The 11,113-nt window shown below is 58.5% G+C and carries 15 protein-coding genes; 14 read left to right on the forward strand and 1 reads right to left on the reverse strand.

Annotation, left to right across the window (positions count from 1 at the left end):
- Positions 1-2: 2 nt before the first annotated feature.
- Positions 3-707, reverse strand: coding sequence for an ATP-binding protein (locus RID42_17205; GenBank protein ID MEQ8249415.1), 705 nt, complete (start codon positions 705-707; stop codon positions 3-5).
- 20 nt (positions 708-727) lie between these two features.
- Between RID42_17205 and RID42_17210 the strand changes: the two genes are divergently transcribed.
- The 14 genes from RID42_17210 to RID42_17275 form a co-directional block, all read left to right on the forward strand.
- Positions 728-1,648 carry a recombinase family protein gene (locus tag RID42_17210; GenBank protein MEQ8249416.1) on the forward strand — a complete coding sequence of 307 codons (921 nt, stop codon included), beginning with the start codon at positions 728-730 and terminating at the stop codon, positions 1,646-1,648.
- A 189-nt stretch (positions 1,649-1,837) separates the two neighbouring features.
- Positions 1,838-3,205: a hypothetical protein gene (locus RID42_17215; protein MEQ8249417.1), complete on the forward strand. Its 1,368-nt coding sequence runs from the start codon at positions 1,838-1,840 to the stop codon at positions 3,203-3,205.
- Positions 3,206-3,806: 601 nt separating this feature from the next.
- The gene (locus RID42_17220) at positions 3,807-5,045 is read left to right on the forward strand and encodes an integrase arm-type DNA-binding domain-containing protein (protein MEQ8249418.1); all 1,239 of its coding nucleotides are present in this window, start codon (positions 3,807-3,809) and stop codon (positions 5,043-5,045) included.
- Positions 5,045-5,608, forward strand: coding sequence for a hypothetical protein (locus RID42_17225; protein MEQ8249419.1), 564 nt, complete (start codon positions 5,045-5,047; stop codon positions 5,606-5,608). The genes RID42_17220 and RID42_17225 overlap by 1 nt, the downstream gene beginning before the upstream one ends.
- A 76-nt stretch (positions 5,609-5,684) precedes the next feature.
- On the forward strand, positions 5,685-5,879 hold the full coding sequence (locus RID42_17230; protein MEQ8249420.1) for an AlpA family transcriptional regulator: 195 nt from the start codon (positions 5,685-5,687) through the stop codon (positions 5,877-5,879).
- Positions 5,876-6,007, forward strand: coding sequence for a hypothetical protein (locus tag RID42_17235; GenBank protein ID MEQ8249421.1), 132 nt, complete (start codon positions 5,876-5,878; stop codon positions 6,005-6,007). Before RID42_17230 ends, RID42_17235 begins: the two co-directional genes overlap by 4 nt.
- The gene (locus RID42_17240; protein ID MEQ8249422.1) at positions 6,004-6,318 is read left to right on the forward strand and encodes a hypothetical protein; all 315 of its coding nucleotides are present in this window, start codon (positions 6,004-6,006) and stop codon (positions 6,316-6,318) included. The genes RID42_17235 and RID42_17240 overlap by 4 nt, the downstream gene beginning before the upstream one ends.
- The gene (locus RID42_17245; GenBank protein MEQ8249423.1) at positions 6,315-6,632 is read left to right on the forward strand and encodes a hypothetical protein; all 318 of its coding nucleotides are present in this window, start codon (positions 6,315-6,317) and stop codon (positions 6,630-6,632) included. Before RID42_17240 ends, RID42_17245 begins: the two co-directional genes overlap by 4 nt.
- Complete coding sequence (locus RID42_17250) at positions 6,633-7,118, forward strand: hypothetical protein (GenBank protein ID MEQ8249424.1); 486 nt, start codon at positions 6,633-6,635, stop codon at positions 7,116-7,118.
- On the forward strand, positions 7,111-8,571 hold the full coding sequence (locus tag RID42_17255; protein ID MEQ8249425.1) for a phage/plasmid primase, P4 family: 1,461 nt from the start codon (positions 7,111-7,113) through the stop codon (positions 8,569-8,571). The genes RID42_17250 and RID42_17255 overlap by 8 nt, the downstream gene beginning before the upstream one ends.
- Positions 8,572-8,839: 268 nt before the next feature.
- Positions 8,840-9,175, forward strand: coding sequence for a hypothetical protein (locus tag RID42_17260; protein ID MEQ8249426.1), 336 nt, complete (start codon positions 8,840-8,842; stop codon positions 9,173-9,175).
- A gap of 17 nt (positions 9,176-9,192) precedes the next feature.
- On the forward strand, positions 9,193-9,582 hold the full coding sequence (locus RID42_17265; GenBank protein ID MEQ8249427.1) for a hypothetical protein: 390 nt from the start codon (positions 9,193-9,195) through the stop codon (positions 9,580-9,582).
- The gene (locus RID42_17270; GenBank protein MEQ8249428.1) at positions 9,579-9,860 is read left to right on the forward strand and encodes a hypothetical protein; all 282 of its coding nucleotides are present in this window, start codon (positions 9,579-9,581) and stop codon (positions 9,858-9,860) included. Before RID42_17265 ends, RID42_17270 begins: the two co-directional genes overlap by 4 nt.
- Before the next feature lie 359 nt (positions 9,861-10,219).
- Positions 10,220-11,113 (forward strand): phage major capsid protein (locus RID42_17275; GenBank protein MEQ8249429.1); only part of this gene is annotated, 894 nt, incomplete at its 3' end.

The raw sequence follows: 11,113 nt of genomic DNA on the forward strand, positions 1-11,113 counted from the left end.
GATCAGCAGGGGAGGGTTACCGTTACGGTCAACCCGGAGGGTTCTCGGTTGTACAATGCTACAGTGCCACCATGATTTTCGATGATGGTTTTGGCTAGGCTGAGACCCAACCCTGTCCCTTCCGAATTTTCCGAGCGTGACTGATCACAGCGGTAAAAAGGTTCGAATACGTGTTTGATCTCCGCTTCGGGAATGCCGGGCCCGTCGTCCTCGATATGAATGAATGCCCAATTATCATCACGTTCGAGAAACACCCGAACTCGGTGTCCATAACGAATGCCATTATCGATCAGATTGCCGAATGCGCGGCGTAAGGCAACGGGCTGCCCACGGATGACGGTTTTCCTGTTGAGCTGCGTGGCGATTGCATCACCTCCTGTGTCCGACACATCATCGCAAATGGCTTGTAACAGTGCTCCAAGGTCAATCTCTTGGCGCCTTTCTAAATCAAATGCCTGCCGAACTAGGCCTAAAGTTGCAGATACGATGGATTCCATGTCGGCAACCGACGACAGCAGTTTTTCTTTTTCTTCGGAGGACGGTAGGGCTTCCGTTCGGAGCTTTATCAATGACAACGGAGTTCGCAGGTCGTGGGATAAGGCGCCCATCATCTCCGTTCTGCCTCGGATCATGTTTCTGATCTGATCCTGCATATCGTTAAAGGCTGCCGCAACATCACGAACCTCCGCAGCACCTTTGTCCGGCATCGGCGGTGCATGAATGTCAGATGCAAATCTCCGGGCAGCGCGGGCAACCCTTCGCCCGCGGCGCTCTCTACCACCTGCTGCAGAACCGTCTCTACCTTGGCGAGATCGTCCACAAGGGCCAAACCTACCCGGGGCAGCACACCGCCATCGTCGACCAGGCGCTGTGGGGCGAGGTGCAGGCGATGCTCGCCGCCAACCGGATCGACCGCAGGCGCGGCTCCAACGCCAAGGAGCCCAGCCTGCTCGCCGGCATCCTGTTCGACGAACACGGCCGCCGCCTGACGCCCAGCCACGCCAACAAGGGCGGGCGGCGCTACCGCTACTACGTCACCGATCCGCGGGACGGTGGCCGCCTTCCGGCAATCCGCCTTCCGGCCAAGGAGGTAGAAACCGCAGTCCTCGCGGAACTGGGGAGGTATCTAAGTACAGCGAGGGGCGCGCCAGGTAGTTCGTCGATCATGGAAGCCGACTGCATTGAGGTCCTGAGAACGAACGTCTTCAAAGTCGTCCTCGGGAACGCCGACCTGGAAATATTCCTCAAAGCGCCGGGTGATCACGAGGAGCAACACCTCCGCGTCCCATACTCGCTTAGACGACGAGGCGTTGAAGCCAAGCTGATACTGGATACTGATATCCACCCTCGGAAATCCAAACAGGACCCTGTTCTAATTCGAGGAATAGCCAAGGCATACATGTGGAACAAACGGCTGATGGCTGGCGATCCAACTTCGCTCCGTGCATTGGCGCGGGCAGAAAGCGTGACTGTCCGATATATCCAGAAGATGCTGCCGCTGGCATTTCTCTGTCCGTATGTCGTGTCTCAAGTCTTGGATGGGCAACAACCTCACGAATTAACTCTTGAGACTATCGTCAACTCGCCTATGCCACGAAAGTGGAAAGCACAAGCGCTCAGATTAGGCTTCTTATATGCAAGCAAATAATCAGATTAAACTGCTGCATTTTTGCGTCTTTGAAGCGGACTTCAATTGACCGTTGCGACCTATAGGTTTTAGTGATTCTTAGAATCTGATTTCTGGTTTGCGAAAAGCTCGAACCTTAGGTCATGTGCTCGAGCGGAGATCAGATTGATTTCGTCAATTTAGGGAGTCCCGTTGGCTTCGGAGGTTCTAATGGCTGCGTCTAATGGCCCTACAGTTCAATTAGTCAATCCAGCGTCGATCATCTCTGACTTTAAAAAGGGGAACCTGCACGTCGATTTTCTCGAAATGACGCTCTTGCAGAATAGTCCCTCTGACAACGCAATTTCTTACAATGGCAGAGGATACATCCGCCAAACAGAAGAAGGCGCGCTCGAATATAAGCTGTATGCGAACGAAACTCGTAACTCGAATTACATCGTCGACTTCAGGCGTCAGTTCGAAGTCCAGTCAGGCGAAGTCTTGCCTGAAGACTCATATTTCACCTTAACCGGCGTTGCCGCTAATGGGGGATCATGGAAGGCCGAACATGTTATTCCCAAATGCGACTGGCATGCTCAGCATGCAGACCCGATAGTTTATGGAAAGCTGTCGTCAGTCACAGGCGGGGAGCCGCCGTCGAACCCGAAAGCCATAGCATTGCATTTTTTTGAGAAGACCGATCTTCCGATACTCAACAATGAATCGAAATTCGGGATCGGGGATTCCGAATTTCATATTGAGAGCGGCGACGATAATTTCATTGTACGGGCGAAATCGAATTCTCCGCTTCCTGAGCACTTTGCTATACGTATAGAGGAAGCGTTACGGTTCCTGCTCGCGCAATCAGTCACGCCTCGAGTGATCGTTCAACCGAATTGCGTCACGCTCATATCGAAAACACTCAAATCTCCTATGATTCGGCTCGGGCCGCCGATCTCCCGTGGCTCGGAAGGCTTTCACGACAATTCTTGGGGTTTGTTTGGAACCTATCTTGACTATGTGACCCGTGAGACAAACTTCGCGAATTGGAACGCCTGTACGGGCTATCTGCACATGGCGCATGAGGCCAGCGCTAATTCATTGGATGCCTGGGCGATGGGTCTAGGGGTGGCTGTTGAGGGGCTCGCTAGCCTAATTAATTTTGAACAAGATGCCGAAGAAAGTAATAAGCGTGCGGAAGAAAAGGCGCGGCTAAAAGAACTTCAAAATTTCATCGTAGATCGGGTTTCTAACCAAGATGCTTTTTCAGAATTCACAGAGCGAGTTCGTGGCCTTGTCGCCGGATTAACCTCTGTGCGCGCTATAGATCGCATGAGATGGCTCTCTAGCCTGGACAAAATTGATCCCTCCCACATTGAAGCGTGGCGGAGGTTACGCAACAGTAGTGTTCATCCAAAATCGAGAGGAGAAGTGGATATTGCATCTGTAGATTTTCAGAAAATGATCGACGAGGTGCACTGTGTGACCGTGCTTCTCTACCATATCGTATTTCACATTATTGGTTATTCAGGTCCTTACACTGACTATGCGACGAGAAATTTTCCGGTGAAAAATTATCCACTTACTGTGGCTTCGTGAGAACGAAATTCTGGAGATTCCTCGAGTTAAAATCGTCATTCTTTGTGTTCGGGCGTTCGAGAGTGCCAAACTACTTCAAATTCCAATCTACTGGTTTTGACACTGGAGTTTGATTGTACGAGGGCAGTCTCTCCATCATCCCCATGACGACCGGCAAACGGCCCCGGAGAGACGTCCGGCGCAAATTCGCGGAAATTCGCGCGAATTCGGTCTCCTGGCGATCCTCACGCTAGGCAGCCGGGCCGTATCTGTTTGAAACTTCGTAGTTTATCTGGAGTGTGCCGACGACCGGCATTTGCCGGCAGACTAAATGGCGGAGAGGGAGTCCGCGTCCGCCATGTTGCGCCTTGTAGCAATCAGTAAAAATATGTTCGTAATTTCAAATAGATAATAGGTTCCACGCAAAAACTCCGTAGTTCCGTGTTGCGTGATGTTGCATTCAATGGCATATTTTATGGCGGGTAGGATGGTGGAATATCAAAATTCCTGATGGCGGGTAGGGTTCGAATTCCGCTTGTGACAAATCGTTGGCGGGTAGGATGGCGTCGAGACGCCTAACCGATTGACGAATAACAGAGTAGGAATCCGGAGTTCGAATCCCATGCCGAAAATAGCCAAGGAACTGAGCGCAACCGAAGTGCGCCGACTGACGCAACAAGGCGTTCATGCCGTTGGGGGTGTGTCGGGGTTGCTGCTACAGGTGACGGACACAGGGGCGAGGTCGTGGATACTACGCACCAAGATCGGGCCGCGCCGGCGTGAGATTGGCCTCGGGGGCTTTCCCGAGGTTCCGCTTGCAACGGCGCGGGACAAGGCGCGGGAAGCAAAAGAACTGATCCGCAATGGCGTCGATCCGATTGCCCAACGCCGCGCTGCACGGGTTGCGTTGATAGCTGCTGACGGCAAGGCGATCACATTTAAAGAGGCGGCGGAAAAGTTTCTCGGGTCAAAAACAGCCGAATTTAAGAACGCGAAACACGCGGCCCAATGGGGATCGACGTTGGCGACGTATGCCTATCCGACAATCGGCAAGCTACCCGTCGATGCGGTCGAACTAGCACATGTGGTCAAGGTGCTGGAGCGGATATGGGCGAACAAGACGGAGACGGCCACAAGGTTGCGGGGACGCATTGAAGCGGTGCTTTCATGGGCGACCGTCTCGGGTTTCCGTTCCGGCGACAACCCCGCCCGCTGGCGCGGCAACCTAGACGCCGTACTCCCCAAACCGACCAAGCTTAAGAACGTAAAGCACCATGCAGCGGTGCCGTGGCGTGACGTGGCGGCATTCATGGTGAAGCTGCGGAAGCGTGATGGTATGGCGGCGCGGGCGCTGGAATTTCTGATCCTAACTGCCGCACGGTCGGGAGAGGTTCGCGGCGCGACGTGGGCCGAGATCGACCTTGAACGGAAGGTCTGGACGGTGCCGGGTGATCGTATGAAGGCGGGCAAGGAACACGTTGTCCCGTTGTGCGACGACGCGGTGGCGTTACTCAAGGAACTGCCGAGGATGGAAGATAGCAACCTCGTATTCCCTGCGCCGCGCGGCGGGCAGTTGTCGGATATGACCTTGGCCGCTGTGATGCGCCGCATGAAGGTCGCCGCAACAGTACACGGCTTCCGCAGCACGTTTAGAGACTGGACGGCAGAGGCGACGGCGTATCCGCATGAAGTGTGCGAAATGGCGCTGGCGCACACGGTCGGAAGTACAGTCGAGCGAGCGTATCGGCGAGGCGACATGTTCGCCAAGCGGGCGCGGCTGATGGCGGACTGGTGCAAATTTGTGAACACGCCTGCCGCCAAGAGCGGCGACGTGGTGGCGATGCGGAAGGGGCGGGGCTGATGTCAGACAATCAAAAAACTCCGACGATCAATGTGCGATACGAGTTACCGAACGATGCAACAGAAGCGGAAAAGCGGCAGGCGGCTCGCGCGGCCATTTATACCCTGTTTCAAAAAGAACTGGCCGCGTTGCGTGAACTGCGTGCGGCATCATCGCTCGTCGAAGCCGATAACCGTGACGTCGATATGAATCTGGACGCGGCGGATGGAATCCTTGCGGAACTTTCTGAACGCATGGAACGTGGGTTATCGGAAAATGAAATCAGCGCCGTGTACCGGGAAGTGCGTAGTCTTTTCGACCGCGCAAAAGCGCGTCTCGATTTTGACCGCCAGAAGGCCATCAAATCGAAAGGTGGCGCGAGTAAAGGCGGGAAAAAGGGAAAGAAAACGAAGCAGGACGCGAACGCGCCCCGAAACCACAACATCCGCCGTGCCGCCGATCAGATGTATATGGAAGGCCATCAGGAGAAAGCCGTCGTTTCGAAGCTGAGCGAACGTTTCACTAAAGACGACGGCACCAATCTTTCAGCGCGGCAAATTCGACGGATTTTGAATAGCCAATAAATCTGTTGCCATGTAGGGGGCACGTGTCCGTATCGCCTCGTAACGTTTCGTCCGTCACCTTGACGGAGCGAAAACGATGCAACAGCAAGTTTACCTTTCCGACCAAGCCGTCGCCGCGCGCTATGGCATTCACCGAATCACGGTATGGCGGTGGGCCGCATCCGGCCTGATCCCGCAACCGATCAAGCTTTCTCCCGGCACCACTCGTTGGCGACTCGCGGACCTCGAACGTATCGAGGCCGAGCGCACCCCCGGCGGGCAGGCCGCATGATGACGCCTGCGATCTTGAACGAGGCGCTGCGTCTGGCGCAGCTTCGCGTCCGCGCCGCCCGCGCCGAATTGCGGGCCGCCGAAGTCGAACTCCGCCGGCTTCGGCGCGAACACCGGGGGGCGGCATGACCTGGATTTGCAAGGATTGCGGGGCCGATACGACACCTTGCACCGGTAAGCGCGGCTGCCGCCACAAGGGCAAATGGGAAGATTATATGGTGTACGATTCGGTGTGGCACGACGCCGGCATGAATATTGGTGACGCTCGTCTGCACGGTAAGGGGAAGGGCTACCTGTGCATCGGATGCTTGGAAAGCCGTCTCGGCCGAACGCTCACGCCTAGCGACTTCACCAAGGCACTCATCAATGATCCGTCCTTCCCCTGGCACACACCGCGCCTAGTCGCTCGTTTGACCGGTCTTGAAACGGAGGCCGGGTGACCATGCGCCCCGAACTCCAAACCATCGCCGCGAAACGCGCCGACACCATCGCCACGGCGACCGGATCGGCGCGACGGGTGCTCATGATGATCGAGAGCCTTGTCGCGGCTTCGCCATGCCCAGCCGAGCGGCGGGCGTTGCGATTGCAGGCCGTGGCCATCCGGCGGAACTTGATCGCGATCATGAAAGCGCCGTCACCGTTCGTTCGGCCCGTGATCGTGCCGCCCCCTGTGACTGTCACACCAACATCGCCCGACGCACCGCGCGTGCCGCGCCGGATCGATATGCAACCTATTGAGCGAGGGGCACCTTAGATGGACGTGCATATGGAAACCGCCCACCGGGGGCAACCGGCAGGCGGCGGGGTAATCGGAAATTTGAGCGTTCCCAATCTTACCCCAGAAACCCCGAATTTTCAACTTCTCGACGCCGCCTTGGCCGAGATCGACGCGGCGCGCAAGGCGGCTCGGACGGCGGGAACAGGTAAACGGCGCGAACATTTCCAGCTTGTCGCCGACGACCTTTCGAACTGGATTGCCGACGATTTCCTTAAGGCGCGCCGCCGCATCCCGAACGAACCGCCCGGCCGGCGCGTGCCGCCGACTACCAGTGACCTTCGAAATATGGTCGACGCACAACGCCGCCTAGCTTCGGCTCGTGCTGCCGCCGAATTATGGGACGCGGCGGTCATGGCGGCGCTCGACGGCGGTCAATCGAATTGGGAGCGCATGGCGTTGGAACTAAGGCGGGCGGAAAGCCGCGTGGCCGAACTTGAACGGGAAGCTAAACCCTATGTCTGAACAAGATCATCTTGCGCAGTTGCGCGCCGAAGCGTTGCGGATCGCCGGATACGCGGGGCCTGTGGCGGCAACCGCACCGGCGCCCTATGACTTCGCGCATACCGAGGATGCGCTTGCCCTTCGCCTTGTAGCCGCGCTGGACAACCGCGCCAGGTACGTTGCGCCGTGGTCCGCATGGTATCTGTATGACGGCACCCGCTGGCGCGAGGACTCGACGCTCGACATGTACGACGCGGCCCGCCGTATCTGCCGCGACCTTGCCGATACCGCTAAGGCCGACCCGGCGCTCACCGAAGCCGAGCGCAACAAGATCATAACCCGGCTACGGCAGGCCGGGACGGTTGCCGCGGTTGAACGCATGGCGCGATCCGACCGCGCCGTCGTCGCCACCGTAGACCAGTGGGACGCGGACCCGTGGTTGCTAAACACTCCGGCGGGCGTTGTGGATCTGACGACCGGCACCATGCGCGAACATCGGCCCAACGACCACATGACAAAGATAACCGCCGTTGCACCGGGCGGCGATTGCCCCCTATGGCAACTCTTCCTGCACCGCGTCACGGCGGGCGACGGCGACCTAGTTGGCTATCTACAGCGCCTCTCAGGGTACGCCTTAAGCGGCTCGACGCGGGAACACGTCCTTCCCTTCGCGCACGGGCCGGGCGGCAACGGCAAGGGCGTGTTCATCGGCGCCATTTCCGGCGCGATGGGGGACTATCACCGCGCCGCCCCGATTGAAACCTTCGCCGCGTCCAGCACCGACCGGCACCCTACCGAATTGGCGATGCTTCGCGGCGCTCGACTCGTAACGGCACAAGAAACCGAGGAAGGCCGGCGCTGGGCCGAATCCCGTATCAAGTCATTGACCGGCGGCGACCGGATCACGGCCAGGTTCATGCGCCAGGATTTTTTCGAATTCGACCCTCAGTTTACTTTGCTGATCGCCGGTAATCACAAGCCGGGGCTGCGCTCGGTCGACGAGGCGATCCGGCGGCGGTTCCACCTGATCCCGTTCAACGTCACCATCCCGGCAGCCGAGCGCGACGAGCAGTTGCCGGAACGTCTCAAAGAGGAATGGCCGGGTATCCTTGCATGGATGATCGACGGTGCGCTGGCATGGCAACGCGACGGCCTCGCACCGCCGCCCGCCGTCACTGCTGCAACAGACGCCTATCTAGATGGACAAGACGCCATTGGGGCCTGGCTTGCTGAGTGTTGCGACTGCACCGACGCGGACGCCTGGACGGCGACAAACGACCTTTATTCGAGCTTCAAGCTCTGGGCCGAAAGGGCGGGAGAATTCGTCCTACCGCGCGCTCGCTTCCTCGACGCATTGGAAACCCGCCGGATGCGCCCACACCGGCAGAACAACAAACGAGGATTTATGGGCGTGCGTATCGTGCCCCAAGCCGTCCATGCGTTCCCGCCAGTAAATTATGGAAGGAATGCATAATTATGGACCCGCAGAAATCCGCCATTCTGCCAGTTTTGCCACGGCATTCCCTTATCACCGTCACGCGCGCGCCCGCGCGTACATACGTCCCATATGGAATCCGCTGGCAGAAGTGGCAGAGCGTCGTTGCCCTTGTGGCTGCAACTGGCGCGCAGGGTACGGGGGCAGGGAAAAAACAAGAGCCGCCTCCGCCCAAGGACCGGCTGCGGTACTCACAATTTCTTGAAACCAAGGTTCCCAAAGTCGCTTGAGAATGAGGCCATAAATTATGGGTAATTTTAGCAAATTACATAATCCCCCAGAACACTTGGGCCAGCACGGGCGCGTGTTCTTCGCCGACGTGGCCACCGAATACGGCATCGACGACTCGGCGGGTATCGCTTTGTTGACCACGGCGGCGGAATGCCTCGACAGGATGCGCGCCGCCCAGGTTGCCATCGCCATTCATGGGGAAGTCACCGTCGACCGCTACGGGGGGCCGAAGGTCAATCCCGCGTGCGCCTTGGAAAAGGACGCCCGCAACGGATTCCTTGCGGCGCTTCGGGCGTTGAACCTCGACCTTGAACCCCTCCGCGACCGCCCCGGCCGGCCTGCCGGATCATGATAGGAAAGGAATAGACCATGCCCACAAATCGAAAACGACGGTCCCGTAAACGCGGGAAATTCACCCCATTGCAGCTGGCCGTCCTTACCGGCGATCGACTGCCGGCGGACGTGTCTAAGTGGTACGTCGCGAACCTTGAGCATCCCGACCAGCCCGGCCTGTTGTCCGTCGGTGTGTGCGCACCACCCTTTGCCGAGGTGTGGCGGCAGTATCACGGCTCCCCCATGACCGACGCCGACCGCGCCGCCCTTCGCGCCCGTTTACCCGAGATCAAGGCGGCGGCGGACCTGACCCGGACCCGGCACGCCACGGCGGCCCCCGGCAGTGCATCGCCGGGCAACTGGCCGTCCAGCGAGACGGACGACTTTCAATCTGTAGCAACCCTGGATGAAGGAAACGAAAAATGACCGAAGCGATAGCACGCCAAATCCTGGCGAATGCCCTCGAAGTGATGAGCGACGAAGGCGTGACCGACGAAACCGTGACCCGCGAGACGATGGGCCTCGCAATAACACTCGCCATCGCAAACCCGACCGCCGTTGACGCGGACGACGTGGTTAAGCTGGCGTTGGGCCTGATCGGCGGGCATCGGGGCGGGCCGGACGGCATCGCGGCATGGGCCGAGGAATTGGCCGCGTCGATCCGTAACGACCCGGATGCGGCACCGCCGACAGTGTTCAATTGACCTGTGACTGTCACATTCTGCACAGTTGTTTAATTTGATAGTACTAGGACGCAGCGCCCTAAGTAAAAATGTGTTGCGTTATTTTCGAAGGGCGTTAGTATTTACTTGTTCCCCGGCGCTGCCATGAGGCATCGTCGGGGAATGCCGCAACGTCACGCCGTGCGCTGGCGTTGCCCCAATAAAGCGGCAAGCCGTGCGCTGCCGGACCCGACTCCCTTAACAACGCCGTGCGCTTGGGGGATGGGCGGATCACCCAACAACTTAAACACGCGCACCCGTGCGCCCGCTGGGCACGTCGGGGGCATACACAAGGAACACGAACCATGACTGCAATTCGTAATCATCGCGGCATCATCGCCGTGCGCGCCGAAGCCTCCGAAGTGACGACGGCGCTGCGGGAACTTACCGTCGAATGCGACGCATGGCGCGACCGCGAAAGCGCCAAAATCAAGACGCTTGAAGCCAATCTCGTTGAAATGGAACAGCGGCTTGCCGAGCGTGACCTTGCACCGCGTGGCGGTGCCCGGCGTTCGCCCGGTGCGGCGCTGGCCGACAAGCTGACCAAGGCCGATGGCTGGGGATCCGTTGCCGACAAGCGTTTGTCGAAAACGTCGGTCGCGGTTGACGCCGGCACCATGCTGTCCGTCCAGGCGAATACGGTCAAATATGACAACGGCGGATTCAACGTCAACGACCGGCAGGCGGAAATCGTCTCCGGCATGCAGCGCAAGCGCTGGCTGCGTGACCGGATCGCCATGATCCCGACGACGGGCGGGGCTGTGGAATTCACCCGAGAATTGGCGTTCACGAACAACGCGGCTCCCCAAGGCGGCGGAAGCCCCTTCGAACATGAAGGCGTGGCGAAGGCTGAGTCCTCGATCACCTACGAACAGGTCGAATTGAAGGTTCCGACCGTCGCGCATTTCATCAAGGCGTCGCGGCAGATTCTCGGGGACGTGCCGCTGCTGCGGCAGACGCTGGATTCGCGTCTGCTCTACGGCCTCGAAGTCGTTCTTGAAAACCAAATCCTGAACGGCACGGGCGTCGGCGCGAATATGTCCGGCCTGACCAAGAGCGGGAACCATACGGCCTTTACTCCGACGTCGGGCGATACGGCGATCGACTCGATCAACCGGGCGCTGGCGGCGCTCGAAACGAACGAAGCCCAGCCGGATGTGGTTGTGATGCACCCGACGGACTTCCGGGCCATGCAGCGCGTGAAGGCCAGCGGTTCCGGCGAATTCCTGTTCGGC

The organism is Alphaproteobacteria bacterium (assembly GCA_040216735.1).
Lineage (GTDB): Bacteria > Pseudomonadota > Alphaproteobacteria > SHVP01 > SHVP01 > CALJDF01.

Coding starts and splice junctions, on each gene's coding strand:
- RID42_17205 (MEQ8249415.1), bottom strand. CDS start 707: ATGCCGGACAAAGGTGCTGCGGAGGTTCGTGATGTTGCGGCAGCCTTT.
- RID42_17210 (MEQ8249416.1), top strand. CDS start 728: ATGCAAATCTCCGGGCAGCGCGGGCAACCCTTCGCCCGCGGCGCTCTC.
- RID42_17215 (MEQ8249417.1), top strand. CDS start 1,838: ATGGCTGCGTCTAATGGCCCTACAGTTCAATTAGTCAATCCAGCGTCG.
- RID42_17220 (MEQ8249418.1), top strand. CDS start 3,807: ATGCCGAAAATAGCCAAGGAACTGAGCGCAACCGAAGTGCGCCGACTG.
- RID42_17225 (MEQ8249419.1), top strand. CDS start 5,045: ATGTCAGACAATCAAAAAACTCCGACGATCAATGTGCGATACGAGTTA.
- RID42_17230 (MEQ8249420.1), top strand. CDS start 5,685: ATGCAACAGCAAGTTTACCTTTCCGACCAAGCCGTCGCCGCGCGCTAT.
- RID42_17235 (MEQ8249421.1), top strand. CDS start 5,876: ATGATGACGCCTGCGATCTTGAACGAGGCGCTGCGTCTGGCGCAGCTT.
- RID42_17240 (MEQ8249422.1), top strand. CDS start 6,004: ATGACCTGGATTTGCAAGGATTGCGGGGCCGATACGACACCTTGCACC.
- RID42_17250 (MEQ8249424.1), top strand. CDS start 6,633: ATGGACGTGCATATGGAAACCGCCCACCGGGGGCAACCGGCAGGCGGC.
- RID42_17255 (MEQ8249425.1), top strand. CDS start 7,111: ATGTCTGAACAAGATCATCTTGCGCAGTTGCGCGCCGAAGCGTTGCGG.
- RID42_17260 (MEQ8249426.1), top strand. CDS start 8,840: ATGGGTAATTTTAGCAAATTACATAATCCCCCAGAACACTTGGGCCAG.
- RID42_17265 (MEQ8249427.1), top strand. CDS start 9,193: ATGCCCACAAATCGAAAACGACGGTCCCGTAAACGCGGGAAATTCACC.
- RID42_17270 (MEQ8249428.1), top strand. CDS start 9,579: ATGACCGAAGCGATAGCACGCCAAATCCTGGCGAATGCCCTCGAAGTG.